This is a genomic window from Caldinitratiruptor microaerophilus, from assembly GCF_025999835.1.
GTDB classification, from domain to species: domain Bacteria; phylum Bacillota; class Sulfobacillia; order Symbiobacteriales; family ZC4RG38; genus Caldinitratiruptor; species Caldinitratiruptor microaerophilus.
On the sequence record NZ_AP025628.1, the window covers coordinates 2,548,848 to 2,564,928 of the forward strand.

Annotated in this window: 16 protein-coding genes; 4 read left to right on the forward strand and 12 right to left on the reverse strand. The window is 71.2% G+C overall.

Annotated elements, in window-relative coordinates:
* Positions 1–12: 12 nt before the first annotated feature.
* The 7 genes from caldi_RS12380 to mtaB form a co-directional block, all read right to left on the reverse strand.
* Positions 13–2,205: a molybdopterin-containing oxidoreductase family protein gene (locus caldi_RS12380; RefSeq protein ID WP_264842064.1), complete on the reverse strand. Its 2,193-nt coding sequence runs from the start codon at positions 2,203–2,205 to the stop codon at positions 13–15.
* 28 nt (positions 2,206–2,233) lie between these two features.
* Complete coding sequence (locus caldi_RS12385; RefSeq protein WP_264842065.1) at positions 2,234–3,217, reverse strand: molybdopterin-binding protein; 984 nt, start codon at positions 3,215–3,217, stop codon at positions 2,234–2,236.
* A 116-nt stretch (positions 3,218–3,333) separates the two neighbouring features.
* A complete protein-coding gene (locus tag caldi_RS12390) occupies positions 3,334–3,786 on the reverse strand; it encodes a GatB/YqeY domain-containing protein (protein ID WP_264842066.1) in 453 nt (150 codons plus the stop codon).
* Positions 3,783–3,962, reverse strand: coding sequence for a 30S ribosomal protein S21 (gene rpsU, locus caldi_RS12395; protein ID WP_264842067.1), 180 nt, complete (start codon positions 3,960–3,962; stop codon positions 3,783–3,785). The genes caldi_RS12390 and rpsU overlap by 4 nt, the downstream gene beginning before the upstream one ends.
* A 103-nt stretch (positions 3,963–4,065) precedes the next feature.
* Positions 4,066–4,416 carry a histidine triad nucleotide-binding protein gene (locus caldi_RS12400; protein WP_406568086.1) on the reverse strand — a complete coding sequence of 117 codons (351 nt, stop codon included), beginning with the start codon at positions 4,414–4,416 and terminating at the stop codon, positions 4,066–4,068.
* Between the two features lie 150 nt (positions 4,417–4,566).
* Positions 4,567–5,685 carry a D-alanine--D-alanine ligase family protein gene (locus caldi_RS12405; RefSeq protein ID WP_264842068.1) on the reverse strand — a complete coding sequence of 373 codons (1,119 nt, stop codon included), beginning with the start codon at positions 5,683–5,685 and terminating at the stop codon, positions 4,567–4,569.
* 69 nt (positions 5,686–5,754) lie between these two features.
* Positions 5,755–7,107 (reverse strand): tRNA (N(6)-L-threonylcarbamoyladenosine(37)-C(2))-methylthiotransferase MtaB, encoded by a 1,353-nt coding sequence (gene mtaB, locus caldi_RS12410; RefSeq protein WP_264842069.1) that lies wholly within the window; start codon positions 7,105–7,107, stop codon positions 5,755–5,757.
* Between the two features lie 232 nt (positions 7,108–7,339).
* Here mtaB and sdhC point away from each other — a divergent pair, with 232 nt between their 5' ends.
* Genes sdhC through caldi_RS12430 form a run of 4 tightly spaced genes read left to right on the forward strand, consistent with a single transcriptional unit; the run spans position 7,340 to position 10,590 of the window.
* On the forward strand, positions 7,340–7,780 hold the full coding sequence (sdhC, locus tag caldi_RS12415; protein ID WP_264842070.1) for a succinate dehydrogenase, cytochrome b556 subunit: 441 nt from the start codon (positions 7,340–7,342) through the stop codon (positions 7,778–7,780).
* 19 nt (positions 7,781–7,799) lie between these two features.
* On the forward strand, positions 7,800–8,132 hold the full coding sequence (locus caldi_RS12420) for a hypothetical protein (protein ID WP_264842071.1): 333 nt from the start codon (positions 7,800–7,802) through the stop codon (positions 8,130–8,132).
* 9 nt (positions 8,133–8,141) lie between these two features.
* Complete coding sequence (locus caldi_RS12425) at positions 8,142–9,869, forward strand: FAD-binding protein (RefSeq protein ID WP_264842072.1); 1,728 nt, start codon at positions 8,142–8,144, stop codon at positions 9,867–9,869.
* A 1-nt stretch (position 9,870) separates the two neighbouring features.
* Positions 9,871–10,590, forward strand: a complete 720-nt coding sequence (locus caldi_RS12430; protein ID WP_264842073.1) for a succinate dehydrogenase/fumarate reductase iron-sulfur subunit — start codon at positions 9,871–9,873, stop codon at positions 10,588–10,590.
* Between the two features lie 95 nt (positions 10,591–10,685).
* On the opposite strand, the gene caldi_RS12435 is transcribed toward caldi_RS12430, so the two are convergent.
* From caldi_RS12435 to grpE, 5 genes are all read right to left on the reverse strand, one after another.
* Entirely contained in the window at positions 10,686–11,111 is a 426-nt protein-coding gene (locus caldi_RS12435; RefSeq protein WP_264842074.1) for a DUF4395 domain-containing protein, read from the reverse strand.
* Between the two features lie 49 nt (positions 11,112–11,160).
* On the reverse strand, positions 11,161–12,129 hold the full coding sequence (locus caldi_RS12440; protein ID WP_264842075.1) for a 50S ribosomal protein L11 methyltransferase: 969 nt from the start codon (positions 12,127–12,129) through the stop codon (positions 11,161–11,163).
* Positions 12,130–12,204: 75 nt separating this feature from the next.
* On the reverse strand, positions 12,205–13,362 hold the full coding sequence (gene dnaJ, locus caldi_RS12445; protein WP_264842076.1) for a molecular chaperone DnaJ: 1,158 nt from the start codon (positions 13,360–13,362) through the stop codon (positions 12,205–12,207).
* 27 nt (positions 13,363–13,389) lie between these two features.
* On the reverse strand, positions 13,390–15,246 hold the full coding sequence (dnaK, locus tag caldi_RS12450) for a molecular chaperone DnaK (protein ID WP_264842078.1): 1,857 nt from the start codon (positions 15,244–15,246) through the stop codon (positions 13,390–13,392).
* A gap of 40 nt (positions 15,247–15,286) precedes the next feature.
* Positions 15,287–15,955, reverse strand: coding sequence for a nucleotide exchange factor GrpE (gene grpE, locus caldi_RS12455; RefSeq protein ID WP_264842079.1), 669 nt, complete (start codon positions 15,953–15,955; stop codon positions 15,287–15,289).
* Between the last annotated feature and the right edge of the window lie 126 nt (positions 15,956–16,081).

Below are 16,081 nucleotides of genomic sequence, written 5' to 3' on the forward strand. Positions count from 1 at the left end.
CCGTGAGTGGACCTAGGGTGCGGCCACGGCCCCGGCAGCGGCCCGGCCAGGCGGCAGGCGGCCCCGGAGGCGCTCCGCCAGTTCCGCGTCCAGGGCGGCGGCCTTCTCCGGGGACACCGGTTCCACCTCCACCAGGTTCGTGTGGAAGGCGGCGCCTCCGGCCATGTCCGCCTCCCGGTCGGTCGTCAGGCTGTTCACATTCTGCCCGCCGGGACTCAGGAGCCCCCACCAGAGCCCGGGGCTGACCGCCACCCCCGGGTCTGACCGGTCGGCGATGCGCGCCTTCAGGTACGCCTCGCCCCGGTCGTTGTGCACCCGTACCCACTCGCCGTCGCCGATTCCCCGCACCCGGGCGTCGGCCGGGTTCAGGTACACGGTGGGGGCGGCCTCCGCCGCCAGCAGCGAGGGCAGGTTCGAGAACGTGCTGTTCAGGAAGTGGTGCGCGCCCGGGGTGATGAGGTGGAGCGGGTATCGCCGGTAGAGGTCCGGCGCGCCCTCCGCGGATTCGGCCGGGGGCACGTACTGCACCACGGGGTCGAGGCCCGCCGCCGCCATGGCCTCCGAGAAGAGCCGGATCTTCCCGTCCGGGAAGCGGGCTCCTTCGGCGAAGGGAACGGGGGTGCGGTCGAGCTTGACCCACCGGTGCTCCCGCAGGTAGCGGAGCGCCGCCTCTGCCTGGGCCCGGCCCTCGAGGTGCGGCGCCACCGTGCGCGCCGCCGCGCTGCCCTCCAGCGCCTGCAGCAGCAGCTCCTCGTCGGAGTCCCGGAAGCAGGGCTCCGTGAACCCCATGGCCGCCGCGAGGCGGCGGAAGAACTCCGTGTTGGGCACGGCCTCCCCGAGCGGCGCGATCGCCGGCTCGTTGAGCATCGCGTAGAGGTGCCAGTACGAGCTGTGCAGGTCCGTGTGCTCCATCTGGGTGGTGGCGGGAAAGATCACGTCGGCGTACCGGCACGTGTCCGTGAAGAGCTGCTCGTGCACCACCGTGAACAGGTCCTCACGCATAAGACCCTGGAGGACCCGGTTCTGGTTCGGCGCCACGGCGGCCGGGTTGGAGTTGTAGACCACGAGCGCCATCACCGGCGGATCGGCGAGGGTGGTGAGGGCCTCCCCGAGCCGGATCATGTTGATCTCTCGCGGCCGGGGGGTGGGCATGAGGTCGGGCCGCTCCAGCCTGGCGGCGTTCCAGCGGTACGAACCGCTGTTGGAGAGCAGGAGGCCGCCGCCCGGGTGGCGCCAGGCGCCGACCAGCGCCGGGAGGAGGGCGAGAGCCCGGATCGCCATGCCGCCGTTCGTGTGCCGGTGCATCCCGTACCCGGCGCGGATCACCGAGGGCTTGCGGGTCGCGTACAGCCGGGCGAGCCGCTCGATGTCGGCCGCCGGGATGCCGGTGACGGCCGCCGCCCGCTCCGGAGGCCACTCCCGGGCCCGCTCCCGGAGCGCCTCGATCCCCACCGTGTGGGCCTCGACGAACTCGCGGTCCTCGAGCCCCTCCGCGAGGATCACGTGCATCATGCCCAGCGCCAGGGCCGCGTCGGTGCCCGGCCGCGGAGAGAGGTGCCAGTCCGCGAGCTTCTCGGTGCCGTTGCGGTAGGGATCGATGTGGACCACGGTGGCCCCCCGCCGGCGCGCCTCCCGCAGGATCGGCGCCTGGTGCACGGCGGAGTGCACCACGTTCACGCCCCACACCAGGATGAGGCGGACGTTCACCATGTCCTCCGGGTCGGGCCCCAGGGTGTCCCCGTAGGTGTAGAGGAGGGCCGCCTTGCCGGCCGAGGAGCAAATGGTGCGCCCCAGGCGGGAGGCGCCGAGCCGGTGGAAGAAGCGGCGGTCCATGCTGCCGTAGTTCAGCACCCCCATGGTGCCGCAGTAGCTGTACGGCAGCACGGCCTCTCCCCCGTACCGGTCGACGATCTCCCGGAGCCGGCCGGCGGTGTAGCGCAGGGCCTCGTCCCAGGAGACACGCACGAACTGCCCCGAACCTTTCGGTCCGACCCGGCGCATCGGGTACAGGACCCGGTCGGGGCTGTGGACCCGCTCGTGGTAGTGCCCCACCTTCACGCAGACGAAGCCGCGGGTCGTCGGGTGGTCGGGGTCGCCGGTGACCCGGACGACGCGGCCGTCCTGCACGTGGACGCGCAGCGCGCACGTATCCCAGCAGTCGTGCGGGCAGACGGCGGATTTCACCTGAGTCCCGCTGTCACCCAACGTCAACAGCCCCCCTGGGGTCAGGCCCCTACCAGCGCTTGCTCAGCAGCCCTCCGTGGCCCATCTCGACGAAGTCCGCCTTGGTGAGCACCTCGCCGGCCATGAGCCGGGGCAGGACGTGGTCGAAGATGGTCACCGCCTCGTGCATCACCGCGCCGGGGAGGCCCATGACCGGCACCGTGCCGATGTACGCCAGCAGGAACATGCTCCCCGGCAGGACCGGGGCACCGTACGTGACCACCCGGGCCCCGGACTGGCGGATCGCGCCCGGAGTGGCGTCGTCGGGGTCCACCGACATGCCGCCGGTCACGCAGATGAGTTCGGCCCCCTGCTCGAGAGCCTCCCGGATCTTGCCCGCGGTCATGGCCGGCTGGTCGTCGCTGAGCGTCTTGTAGATCACCTGACCGCCCAGGGCGGACACCTTGGCCTCGACCACGGGCCCGAAGGCGTCCGCGATCCGCCCCTTGTACACCTCGCTGCCCGTGACCACGATGCCCACCTTGAGCGGCCGGTACGGCAGGACCCGGATCACGGGCCCCTCCCGGCCGATGGCCTCGGCGGCCAGGACCTGCGACTCCTCGATGACCAGGGGGGTCACCCGTGTCCCGGCCACGGTGTCGCCGGCCCGTACGGGCCGCCGGTCGAAGGCCGTGGCCACCTGGACCTCGCCGATGGCGTTGATCCGTCGCAGGCGATCGACGTCCACGCGGAGGAGCCCGTCGTGCTCCGCCTGCAGGTTCATCTTGCCCTCGTCCGGTCCGACGAGGCGGACGCCGGAGCCGGCGAGGGCGCGGGCCACGCGCAGGGCGGCCTCCTCCTCGTGGAGGTGGCCCGGCGGCACCTCAAGGATGTAGATGTGCTCCTTGCCCATGCTGAGCAGCACGGGCACGTCCTCGGGACGGATCACGTGGCCGCGGCGGAACGCGGGGCCCTTCGACTGGCCCGGGACGATGCGGGTGAGGTCGTGGCCGAGCACCAGCCCGACGGCCTCCTCCACGGGGACCTTCCTCAACGTCCTTTACCCCCCTGGGCGTTGTGGGTGCGGACCCTGCGGGCACACCTCCATCATAGCACGCACAGCGGGCCCGGCGGCCCTTAGAGCCGCCGGGCCCGCTATCCAGCCCCGGGTCAACCGCCCAGGAGCTCCCGGACGATCTGGTTCACCTCTCGGCCGTCCGCCCGGCCCCGGACCTGGGGCATGAGCACCTGCATGACCTTGCCCACGTCCTGGGGCCCCCGGGCGCCCGTCTTCTCGATGGCCTCCCGGGCGAGGCCCCGGACTTCGCCGGCTGTCAGCTGCTGGGGGAGGTACTCCTTCAGAACCGCGATCTCGGCCTGGGTCCGGTCCACCAGGTCCTGCCGGCCCCCCCGCTGGAACTCGGCCAGGGCTTCCTGCCGCTGCTTGAGTTCCCGGGCGATGACCGACAGGACTTCGTCGTCGGTGAGCTCGCGCCGCCGCTCGATCTCGGCGTTCTTCACCGCCGCCTGGACCATGCGGATCGTCTCGAGCCGGAGCCGGCCCTCCTCGCGGGCCCGCATGGCCGCCTTCATGTCCTCTGCAAGCCGCTGTTTGAGCGTCACGACGTCCACTTCCGCTTGCGCGCTGACTTCTCCTTCTTCTTGCGCTTCACGCTGGGGGGATCATACGCCTCGCGCCGGCGGATCTCCGCCAGCACCCCGGCCTTCTGAACGGAACGCTTGAAGCGGCGCAGCGCGCTGTCGAGCGACTCACCCTTCCCGACCCGGACCTCGGACATCCGAATTTTCCCTCCCCTCGTCGAAACTGAGGGAAACGTGACTCAACCATTCTACCGTCGGAAGTCACTTATGTCAACGCGAGGGGAGCCGCCGGATCGTGGCTCAGCCCATGGCGCCGAGGCGCCGCCCCCCCATGACGTGGAAGTGCAGGTGGAAGACCACCTGACCGCTGTCCGGGCCCGTGTTGGTGAGGAAGCGGAAGCCGGACTCCGCCACGCCCTCCTGCCGCGCCACCGCCCGCGCGGCGGCGAAGAGGCGTCCGGCCAGCGCCGCGTCCTCGTCCGTCAGGTCCATGAGGCTGGCGACGTGCTTCTTGGGGACCACGAGCACGTGAACCGGCGCCTGCGGGCGGATGTCCCGGAACGCCAGCACGGCGTCGTCCTCGTACACCTTGCTGGCAGGCAGCTCGCCGCGCACGATCTTGCAGAAGACGCAGTCCTCCAACCCGTTCACCTCGGTTTCCTGAGGCGCTGCAGCCCTCGTTCGGGTAGGCTCCCCCGGCGGGGCCGCGGGAACCCGTGTCACAAACCCCGTCAAGCCATTCGCCGGACGGCAGGCGTTCTCCTCCGGCATGAGGACGGACCCGGGGCCCGTGGGGCGCGATCAGCGGGTCACCGCGTTGCGTTGCCGGTCCCGCCAGCGCTCGATGGCCAGTTGGATCAGGCGGTCCACCAGCTCGGGGTACGGGATGCCCGACGCCTCCATGAGCTTGGGGAACATGCTGATGCGGGTGAAGCCGGGGATCGTGTTGACCTCGTTGACGTAGAACCGGCCGCTCCCGCGCTCCAGGAAGAGGTCGACCCGGGCCATCCCCGCCCCGTCGATGCACCGGTAGGCCGCCAGCGCCAGGCGCCGGGCCTCCTCGGCCTGCGCCGGCTCCAGGGGGGCGGGGATGAGGAGCCGCGCCCGGTCCTCGACGTACTTGTCCTCGTAATCGTAGAACTCCCGCCCCGGGACCACCTCGCCCGGAACCGACACCACCGGGTCGTCGTTGCCCAGGACGGCCACCTCGATCTCCCGGGCGTCGACGGCCGCCTCGACGAGGACCTTCCGGTCGAACCGGAAGGCCTCGGCCAGGGCGCCCTCGAGTTCGGACCGGCTCTTCGGCTTGGAGACGCCGACGCTCGAGCCGAGGTTGGCCGGCTTCACGAAGCAGGGGTACCCGAAGGCCGCCTCGGCCTCGGCGGCCACGAGTCCAGGCTCCCGCTCCCACCGCGGGCGCAGGAAGACCCGGTGCGGCACCACCGGCAGGCCGGCCTGCGCGAAGAGCGCCTTGGCCACCGCCTTGTCCATCCCCACGGCCGAAGCGAGCACCCCGCAGCCGACGTAGGGCACGCCCGCCATCTCGAGGAGCCCCTGGATGGTGCCGTCCTCGCCGTAGGTGCCGTGGAGGACGGGGAAGAAGACCGCCGGCGGGTCGCCGGACGGCCGCGCGGCGGAAACCCCCGGCGCCGCGTCGCCCGGGGACGCCAGCGGCACCAGGTCCCGCACGCCCGGGTCGGCCAGGAGGGCGACGGGGATCCCCCCGCCCCGCTCCACGCCCTCGAGGAGGGCCTTCAGCGGGTCGCCGCTCCGGATCCAGCGCCCCTCCCGGGTGATGCCGACGGGGATGACCTCGTAGCGGCTCTTGTCGATGGCCTCCAGGACGTTGCGCGCGGACATGAGCGAGACCTCGTGCTCGCCCGACCGTCCGCCGAAGATGAGGTACACGCGCGTTTTCACGTGGGTCTGCCCGCCCTTCCGGGAAGTTCCCGGTTCCTTATGCGCGCCGCTGCCGGCGTATGCCGCCGGTCAGCGCACAGCGCCCGCCAGACGGCGCGATCCGACGGGAAGACCCGCCATCTCGCCCACCATCCCGTCCTGGGTGAGGCCGGTGAGCCGCACCGGGATGAGGGTGCCCTTCAGCTCGTCGCCGCCAGGGAGGCGCACCCGGATGTAGTTGTCCGTGTACCCTTCCAGCCACCCGTCGTCCGTGGCCGCCTCCTCCTCGGCGAGCACCTCGAGCGTCTGCCCCAGGAACCGGCGGTGGAAGGCCTGCTGCAGTTCCTCCCCGAGGGCGATCATCTCGCGCGTCCGGGCCTCCTTGACCGCCCGGGGAACCGGGTCGGGCATCGCCGCGGCCGGGGTACCCGGACGGGGTGAGAACGGGAACACGTGGATGCGGCTGAATCCCATCTCGCGCACGAAGGCGAGGGACTCCCGGTGCTCCGCCTCCGTCTCGCCGGGGAAGCCCACGATCACGTCGGTGGTGAGCCCCACGTCGGGGATGAGGGAGCGGATGCGCTCGACCCGGGCGCGGTACTCCGCCGCCGTGTAGCGCCGCTTCATGCGGCGGAGGACGGTCTCGCTCCCGCTCTGCAGCGACAGGTGCAGGTGCTGGCACACCTTGGGGTTCGACGCCATGAGCTCAAGGAGCCGGTCCGAGACGTGGCGGGGCTCCAGCGACGAGAGGCGCACCCGGTCGATGCCGGGGATGGCCGCCACCCGCTCGACCACCTCTTCCAGGGTGAACCGGCCCTTCGCGTCCTGGCCGTAGGAACCGAGGTGGATGCCGGTCAGGACGACCTCCCGGTATCCCTTCTCCGCCAGCCGCTCCACCTCTTCGTAGACGCTCTCCGGGTCCCGGCTCCGGGGACGGCCCCGGGCGTACGGGATGATGCAGAACGTGCAGAAGACGTTGCAGCCGTCCTGGATCTTCACGACGGCCCGCGTGCCCTGGCTGAACGAGTCCAGGGGGATGTCGTCGAACTCGCGCGCCAGCCAGACGTCGTTCACGGCGCGGATGGGCTCCGGCCGGCGCATCGCCTCCTCGCAGAGCTCGACGATCCGCCCCCGGTCCCGGTGGCCCACGATGAGGTTCACGCCGGGGATGGCGGCGACCTCATCGGGGTTCGTCTGGGTGTAGCAACCGGTCACCGCGACCACGCTGAAGGGCGCGCGCCGGATGGCGCTGCGGATGAGCTGGCGGCTCTTGGCCGCCCCCCTCCCGGTGACCGTGCAGGTGTTGATGATGTACACGTCCGCCGGCTGGTCGAAGTCGACGACCTCGTACCCGGCGCGCCGGAAGAGCGTGAGCATCTGCTCGCTGTCGTACTGGTTGACCTTGCACCCGAGCGTGGCGCAGGCCACGCGGCGGCGCCCCATCGCGGCATCCACCTCGCTGCTTCCTCTAAATGATACTGGCCCCGGCAGGCCCCTGCAACCGGGCGTCCATGGCCGTCGTGGCACGAAATACCCACCGGGGCGCGGTACGAAGGGGGCAGAACGCAGGCATTTGGGTCGGTTGATAGTCGATGGGAAGACCCACTAGAACCGAAGTGACGGCCCCCGGAACGTCCGGACCGGGAGGACCGGCCGAGGAAGGAGTGGTGTCTCGGTGGCAGCCACAGAGCCCAGGGCCCTCGCGTCGCGGGCGGGCGCGAGGGAGGTCCGGGTGTACGCCGACCTGGCGCCACGGCGCTACCGCGCGGGGATGTGGGCGTTTGCCCTCCACCGGATCAGCGGCCTGGCGATCGCCCTGTTCCTCCTGCTCCACATCTGGGAGATCACCTCGGTCACCCGGGGAGGCGCCCAGGGCTTCGACCAGACCATGGCGCGCCTGGCCGTGCGCCCCTTCGTGATCGGGGAGTTCCTGCTCTTCCTCGCCGTCGTGTTCCACGGGATCAACGGGGTGCGGCTCGTCCTGATGGACATGGGCGCCGGCGTGCGGCGCCAGAAGGCCCTCTTCTGGTGGGTGCTGGGCATCTCGGCGGCCGTCATCGTGTACGGGGCGTTCTTCTTCGCCCGGCGCTTCGCCGCATACCCGTGGTCGCTGTAAGAGGAGGGAACGACGCGCCATGTCGGGCACGTGGGCCTGGCTGCTCCACCGCGTCTCGGCGGTGCTCCTGATCCCGCTCCTGGCCCTTCACTTCGCCATCATGCACTTCGTCGACCCCACGCAGACCATCACCTTCGCCGGCTCGTCGCTCCGGCTGCAGGGGGCGCTCTACCTGGTCGCCGATACCCTCCTGCTGGCCACCGCCCTGTACCACGGGCTGAATGGCGTTCGCAACGTGATCCTGGACTACTGGCCCCGGGCGGCCCGCGGCGCCGCCTGGGTGCTGTGGATTCTGGGCCTGCTGGCGCTCGGCTACGGGACCACGGCCCTCGCCGCGATCGCCCGGGGGTGAGGTGAAAGGATGCTCTCGCACGACATCGTCATCGTCGGCGGCGGACTGGCAGGCCTGCGCGCCGCCATCGCCGCGCACGACGCCGGCATCCGCGACGTGGTCGTCGTCTCGCAGGTGACGCCCGTGCGGGCCCACTCGGTCGCCGCGGCCGGCGGCATCAACGGCGCCCTGGGCAACGCCGAGGGGGGCCGGGACGACTCCTGGGAGCGCCACATGTATGACACCGTGAAGGGCTCGGACTTCCTGGCCGACCAGGACGCCGTCGAGGTCATGGTCAAGGAGGCCGTGCCCGTCATCCTCGAGATGGAGCACTGGGGCTGTCCCTTCTCCCGCAACCCCGACGGGACGATCGCCCAGCGGCCCTTCGGCGGGGCCGGCTTCCCCCGCACCGCCTACGCCGCGGACAAGACCGGCCACGCCCTCATCCACACCATGTTCCAGCAGGCCATCAAGCGCCAGATCAAGATGTACCAGGAGTTCATGGTCCTGCGCCTGGTCGTCGCCGAGGGCGAGGTGCGCGGGATCGTGGCCCTGGACATCCTGCGGGGCGAACTCGTCCCCATCCGGGCCCGGGCGGTGCTCTTCGCGACGGGCGGCGCCGGCAAGATCTACGCCCGGTCGACGAACAACCTCCTCAACACCGGCACCGGCATGGCGATGGCCTACGAGGCGGGCATCCCGCTCAAGGACATGGAGTTCATCCAGTTCCACCCCACCGGCCTCTGGGGCACGAACATCCTCATGACCGAGGGCGCCCGCGGCGAGGGCGGCTACCTCGTCAACAACCAGGGCGAGCGCTTCATGGCCCGCTACGCCCCCAAGGCGATGGAGCTGGCGCCCCGGGACATCGTCGCCCGCTCGATCCAGACCGAGATCAACGAGGGGCGCGGATTCAACGCGGACGGCCCCGGCGGCGGCTACGTGCACCTCGACCTCCGGCACCTCGGCAGGGCCAAGATCATGGAGCGACTGCCCGAGGTGCGGGAGATCTGCCTGAACTTCGCCGGCCTCGACCCGGTGGAGCAGCCGATTCCGGTACAGCCGAGCCAGCACTACACCATGGGCGGGATCGACGTCAACGTGAACGGCGAGAGCCGGGTGCGCGGGTTCTACGCGGCCGGCGAGTGCGCCTGCGTGAGCGTCCACGGCGCCAACCGCCTGGGCGGCAACTCGCTCCTGGACACGATCGTCTTCGGCAAGATCGCCGGAAAGCACATGAGCGAGTTCGTGCAGAGCGGCGGGCGAAGCCGCGACGCGGCCGCCGACGAGGCGGCCCTGCGGGAAGCGGTCCGGGCCGTGGAAGCGCGCATCCGGGCCCTGGAGGACGCCCCCGGTACCGAGAACGGCGGTGACATCCGGCAGGACCTGCGAGAGACCATGTTCCAGAAGGTCGGCATCTTCCGGGACGAGGCGACCCTGGCAGAGGCCATCCGGGACATCCGCCGGCTGAAGGAGCGCTACCGGAACGTCAAGATCCGCCACACCGGCAAGGTGTTCAACCTCGACCTCATCCAGCAGTACGAGCTCGGCGGGATGCTCGAGGTCGCCGAGGTCATCGCCGCCGGCGCGCTGGCCCGCCGGGAGAGCCGCGGCTCGCACTACCGGCTGGACTACCGCGAGCGCGACGACGCGAACTTCCTCAAGCACACCCTGGCCTTCCGGACGCCCGAGGGGCCGCGGCTCGAGTACTCCCCCGTGACGATCACCCGCTTCCAGCCCGAGGCGAGGAGGTACTAGGATGGAAGCGTTCAACCTCAAGATCTTCCGCTACGACCCGGAGAAGGACGCGGGCCCACACTGGGACACCTTCCGAATCCCGTACCGGGAAGGCATGACGGTGCTGGAAGCCCTCTTGCGGGTGGTCGAGCACGACGACCCCAGCCTCGCCATGCGCTACTCGTGCCGCGAGGCCATCTGCGGCTCCTGCGCCATGTACATCAGCGGCTGGTACCGCCTGGCCTGCAAGACCCAGGTGAAGGACGCGCTGGAGGACGGTACGGTCACGGTGTCGCCGCTCCCCCACCTGCGCGTGATCAAGGACCTGGTGGTCGACATGGAGCCGTTCTGGCGGAACTACGAGCGGATCAAGCCGTACCTCATCGAGGACGGCCCGCCGCCGGAAAGGGAGCGCCTGCAGACGCCGGCGGAGCGCGCCCAGTACGCGGAGATGGTCGACTGCATCCTGTGCGGAGCCTGCTACACGTCCTGCCCGTCCGGCGTGAACAACGAGGAGTACCTGGGCCCCCACGCCCTCCTCTGGGCGGCCCGGTTCTACTTCGACTCCCGCGACGCCGGCAAGGACGAGCGCCTGAATCGGGTCGCCAACGAGAACGGCATCTTCCGCTGCCACACGGCGTTCAACTGCGTCGAGACCTGCCCGAAGCACCTCAACCAGACGGAGGCCATCCAGCGCCTGAAGGCCGAGGCGGTGAAGAAGGCGCTGGCCCTCAGGCGGTAGCGCGGCTCTGCGAGTCCCGCGCCGGTACCGCCGGCGGCCCGCCGAAGAGGCGGGCCGCCGCTTGCCATCCGGAGCCGCGGTCGTGACCGCAGGGCTCACGCCTGGGTCGTGCGGCGGTGGCGGAGCATCCGGAGCTGGTAGTAGAGGAAGCAGCCGACGCAGTGCCCGGTGAGCGCCAGCCCCGCCGCCAGGGCGACCGCCAGCGAGAGCACCCACCCGGCGACCGGACTGCCCAGGGCGAAGAACGCCAGCTGGGCCAGGGCCAGGAGGCCGGCGGCGATGCTCTGGTTGAAGCGCAGCAGCTCTGCCGCCTCCGTGGGGGCTCCGGCCAGGCGGCGCACGAGGAGCGGGCGGGCAACGCGGAAGAACAGGTTGGCCTGCGGGCCGAACGCCAGGCCCAGCAGCAGGATGACGAGCACGGCCGACGTGAAGAGGGGCTGGCGGAGGAGGATCCCGATGAGGATGAAGACCACCATCGCAGCCTGGCTGAACCGCACGAGCGGAAGCGGCACCTCACGCATGGGGGCTCACCCGCCTAATCCCTTTATCGAAATCGGATTACCAAGGATTTTACCCCTGCCGCGCCGGCTGCGCAAGTGGCCGCACCCGCACGGCCAGCCAGCCGTCCTGCTCCCGCTCCTCCTCCACCGCCAGGCCCGCCGCGGCCAGGCCGCGCACCGCCTCCTCCCGCCGCTCCCGGACGATCCCGGACGCGACCAGCACCCCGTCCGGCGCCAGGAACCCGGCGATCGCCGGGGCCAGCCCGGCGAGCAGGCCGGCGGTGAGGTTGGCGGCGACCAGGTCCACCGGCCCCCCCTCGCGCCACGTCCGGGCCGGGGCGCTGTCCAGGCTGCCATGGACCACCTGCACGTGCGCCCCGACCCCGTTTCGCGCCACGTTCTCCCGCGCCACCCGGACGGCCACGGGGTCGACGTCCAGCGCCAGGATGTCCGGCACCCCCAGCCGGGCCAAGGCGATGGCGAGGATCCCCGAGCCCGTGCCCAGGTCCACCGCGCGGCGGACCCGTCCGGTCGCCGGCACGACCTCGGCCAGCCAGCGCAGGCACAGCGCGGTGGTGGCGTGCTGGCCGGTCCCGAACGCCATGCCGGGATCCAGGTAGAGGGGCAGGGCGCCGGCCGGCACGTCCACCGGATCCCAGGACGGGACGATGAGGAAGGGGCCGACGGAGAGCGGCCGGAAGTGCGCCTTCCAGGCCTCCGCCCAGTCCTCCTCGGCAACCGGGCGGACCGCCAGGCGCCCGATCCAGCCGGGACCGAGCCGCCGCAGCCGGGACAGGCCACGGGCCAGGCGCCGGCGCTGGCTCGCCTGCTGCGCCAGGGCGGGCAGGTACCCGCGGACGGTCACGAGGCCCGACGGGTCCGGTTCCAGGTCGGTCGCTTCCCACCGCCCTTCTTGCAGGGCCGCCGCCACGTCCCGGGGGTCGTGGATCTCCGCCCCGCCGGTCAGGCGGATGAAGAGGTCGGCCACGGCCTCGGCGGCGGCGGGTTCGCACCGGACGGTGAGCTGCAGGTAGCGCATGGGGAACCTCCGCTGGGGTCATGGGTGCTGCACGTGGCGGAGCGGGCCCGGCCGGAGCCGGGCCCGCTTCGCCACTCACATCCCGAAGGCGTCGCGCATCTTGCCCAGGAAGGTCTTCGAGTCCTCGACCCGCTCGCCCCGGAGCCGGGCCAGCTCCCGCAGGAGCTCTCGCTCGCGCGGACTCAGCCGGGACGGGATCTCGACGCGGATGGTGACGATCTGATCGCCCCGCCCCCGGGCCTTCAGCCTCGGCATCCCCTTGCCCTTGAGGGTGAAGGTAGCGCCAGGCTGGGTGCCCTCCGGCACCCGCAGGGGCACGGGACCGTCCAGCGTGGGGATCTCGATCTCGGCGCCCAGAGCGGCCTGCGTGAAGGAGATCGGTACCTCCAGCAGGATGTCGTCGCCCTCGCGCCGGAACTGCGGGTGCGGGCGCACGTGCACGACGATGTAGAGGTCGCCCGGCGGGCCGCCACGGGCCCCGCCCTCCCCGTACCCGGACATCCGCAGGCGGGTGCCGGTGTCGACGCCGGCCGGCACCTGGACCTGCACGGTCTGGTCGCGCCGCACGCGGCCCCGGCCATGGCATTCCGGGCATGGATCCTGCACGACCCGCCCCTCGCCGTGGCACACGTCGCAGGTGGTGGCGCGGACGAAGCGGCCGAACGCCGTGGTCGTCACGTGCTGTACCTGGCCGGAGCCTCCGCAGCGGGGGCACCGCACCGGCTGGGTGCCGGGGCGGGCGCCGCTGCCGCCGCAGATCGGACAGGTCATCACGCGGGGCACCCGGATCTCCTTCTGGACTCCGGTGGCCGCCTCCTCGAACTCGATCTCCAGGTGGTACTCGAGGTCGCGCCCCCGCTCGGGGCCGTGGCGACGGCGCCCGCCCATGGCCTCGCCGAAGAACATCTCGAAGATGTCCCCGAACGGGCCGAAGTCCCCGGTCCCGAAGCCGCCGAAGTCGAAGGGGCCGCCGGCCCCGGGCCCCGGGCCGGCGCCCGCGCCGGCGAACTGCTCGGCGGCGTGCCCGAACTGGTCGTAGAGCTTGCGCTTTTCCGGGTTGGAGAGAACCTGGTACGCCTCGTTGATCTCCTTGAACTTCTCCGCGGCGGTCGGGTCGTCCTTGTTGGCGTCCGGGTGGTACTGCCGGGCAAGCTTCCGGAACGCCTTGCGGATCTCGTCCTCCGTGGCGTTCCGGCTGACGCCCAGCACCTCGTAGTAGTCCCGCTTGCTCACGCTCACACCGCCTTGTGCACGGGGGCGCTACGGGTTCTCCTCCTTGACCCGGTACTCGGCCTCCACGGTGGGCCCTCCGGCCGCCGCGCCGCCCGCCGCGGCCCCGCCGGGCTGGGCGCTCGCGCCGCCGTTGGAGGTGCCGGTGGTCCCCACCTTCTCGTACAGCGCGGCCGACAACTTGTAGAGTGCCTCGGACAGCTGCTCGTTGGCCTGCTTGATGGCGGCCGTGTCCTCGCCCTTGAGCGCCTCGCGGACGCGCTCGATCGCCTTCTGGACGTTCTCCTTCAGTGAAGCATCCACCTTGTCCCCGGCGTCCTTGAGGAGCTTCTCGGCGTTGTAGACGTTGGCGTCGGCCTGGTTGCGGGTCTCGGCCGCCTCCCGGCGCTTGCGATCTTCGGCCGCGAAGCGTTCGGCGTCCTTGATCGCCTTCTCGATCTCCTCCTTGGACATGCCGACGTTGTTCTGGATGGTCGTCTTGACCTCCTTGCCCGTGCCCAGGTCCTTGGCGCGGACGTGGAGGATGCCGTTCACGTCGATGTCGAAGGTGACCTCGATCTTGGGCACGCCCCGCGGCGCCGGCGGGATGCCGCTCAGCTCCATGTCGCCCAGGAACTTGTTGTCCCGGAACATCTCCCGCTCGCCCTGGGCCACCCGGACCAGCACCGAGGTCTGCCCGTCGGCGGCGGTGGAGAAGATCTGGCTCTTCGTCGTCGGGATCGTCGTGTTGCGCTCGATGATCTTCGTGAAGATGCCGCCCAGCGTCTCGATGCCCAGCGACAGCGGGGTCACGTCCAGGAGCAGGACGTCCTTCACCTCGCCGGTGATCACCGCCGCCTGCACCGCGGCGCCGAGCGCCACGACCTCGTCGGGGTTGATCCCCTTGTACGGCTCCATCCCGAGGTAGCGCCGCACCGCCTCCTGCACGGCGGGGATGCGCGTGGAGCCGCCCACGAGGATGACCTTGTCGATCTTCTTGTAGCCCTTGTTCGCCGCGTCCTCCATCGCCTGGCGAACCGGACCCATCGTGGCCTCGACCAGGTCCCGGGTCAGCTCGTCGAACTTCGCCCGGGTGAGGGTCAGGTCGAGGTGCTTGGGCCCGGAGGCGTCCATGGCAATGAAGGGCAGGTTGATGTTCGTGGTGAGCGTGCTGCTGAGTTCGATCTTCGCCCGCTCCGCGGCCTCGCGCAGGCGCTGGTGGGCCTGCGGGTCCTTGCGCAGGTCGATCCCGTGCTCGCGCTGGAACTGGTCGGCTGCCCAGTCGACGATCCGCTGGTCGAAGTCGTCCCCGCCGAGCCGGTTGTTCCCGGCGGTGGCGATGACCTCGAACGTGCCGCCGCCCAGGGCGAGGATCGAGACGTCGAAGGTGCCGCCGCCAAGGTCGAAGACCATGATGGTCTGGTCGTCTTCCTTGTCCAGGCCGTAGGCCAGGGACGCCGCGGTCGGCTCGTTGATGATGCGCAGCACCTCGAGCCCGGCGATCGTGCCGGCGTCCTTGGTCGCCTGCCGCTGCGCGTCCGTGAAGTAGGCCGGCACCGTGATAACGGCCTGCTTCACCGGCTCCCCCAGGAACGCCTCCGCATCCTGCTTCAGTTTCTGCAGGATCATCGCCGAGATCTCCGGCGGGCTGTACTCCCGGTCGTCGATCCGGACCTTGTAATTCGTCCCCATGTGTCGCTTGATCGAGATGATCGTGCGGTCGGGGTTCGTGATGGCCTGGCGCTTGGCCACCTTCCCCACGAGCCGCTCTCCCGTCTTCGTGAACGCCACGACCGAGGGGGTGAGCCGGTCGCCCTCCGCGTTGGGGATGACCTTGGGCTCACCGCCCTCCATGTATGCCACGACCGAGTTCGTGGTGCCAAGGTCGATGCCGATGACCTTCGCCATCGCTGCGCCTCCCTCGCCGATCTGCCCCGGGTCCGCCTCCCTAGGGCCGGCGTGCCACCTTCACCAGTGCCGGCCGCACGAGCCGCTCGCCCAGACGATAGCCCTTCTGCAGCTCCTCCACCACCGTGGCGACCTCCGACTCGCCCTCGACCTGCAGGACCGCCTCGTGGACGTGCGGGTCGAAGGCCGTTCCTGGCTCGGCCGCCACGGCAACCAGACCCGCCCGCTCGAGGACCTCCCGGAACTGGCGCGCGATCATCTCGACCCCGGCCCGCAGGGACTCGAGGGTCGCGCCCTCGGCATTCGCGGCGGTCAGGGCCCGCTCCAGGTTGTCGAGCACGGGGAGGAGTTCCCGGAGCAAGTTCAGGTTGGCGTACTGTACCGTCTCCTCGCGCTCGCGCTGCGCGCGGCGGCGGTAGTTCTCGTAGTCCGCCTGGACGCGTGCCAGCCGCTCCAGGTACGCGCGGGCCTCTTCCCGGGCGGCCTCGAGCTCGGCCCGGAGGACCTCCGCACCGGGCCCGTCCGCCGCCGGTTCGCCTCCGGGCTCCGCCGGGCCTGCCACCTCCACTGCGCCCGGCGGCGGGGCTTCTCCCGACGCCGGGCCGTCAGCAGGCCCCCCCTCCGCCTGCCCGGCGCCCCGCCCTTCGAGGCGGGCCTCCTCCGCGCCGGGTCGACCGTCCTGTGGCCCGCTGCGCTCCCACTCGGCCATGACTGGCCTCCTCCGCCCCGGTGGAGTCCGACCGAAGAGCGGGCGCGGAGAACCCGCGCCCGTTCGCCGTCGACCCGTTAGCACTCCTACCGGCAGAGTGCTAACGCTCACCCATGAACATAGCAC

Excerpts from the sequence above, each read along its gene's own strand:
- caldi_RS12430 (WP_264842073.1), top strand. The coding sequence starts at position 9,871 with ATGGAAGCGTTCAACCTCAAGATCTTCCGCTACGACCCGGAGAAGGAC.
- dnaK (WP_264842078.1), bottom strand. The coding sequence starts at position 15,246 with ATGGCGAAGGTCATCGGCATCGACCTTGGCACCACGAACTCGGTCGTG.
- grpE (WP_264842079.1), bottom strand. The coding sequence starts at position 15,955 with ATGGCCGAGTGGGAGCGCAGCGGGCCACAGGACGGTCGACCCGGCGCG.
- caldi_RS12440 (WP_264842075.1), bottom strand. The coding sequence starts at position 12,129 with ATGCGCTACCTGCAGCTCACCGTCCGGTGCGAACCCGCCGCCGCCGAG.
- mtaB (WP_264842069.1), bottom strand. The coding sequence starts at position 7,107 with ATGGGGCGCCGCCGCGTGGCCTGCGCCACGCTCGGGTGCAAGGTCAAC.
- caldi_RS12420 (WP_264842071.1), top strand. The coding sequence starts at position 7,800 with ATGTCGGGCACGTGGGCCTGGCTGCTCCACCGCGTCTCGGCGGTGCTC.
- caldi_RS12425 (WP_264842072.1), top strand. The coding sequence starts at position 8,142 with ATGCTCTCGCACGACATCGTCATCGTCGGCGGCGGACTGGCAGGCCTG.
- rpsU (WP_264842067.1), bottom strand. The coding sequence starts at position 3,962 with ATGTCCGAGGTCCGGGTCGGGAAGGGTGAGTCGCTCGACAGCGCGCTG.
- caldi_RS12435 (WP_264842074.1), bottom strand. The coding sequence starts at position 11,111 with ATGCGTGAGGTGCCGCTTCCGCTCGTGCGGTTCAGCCAGGCTGCGATG.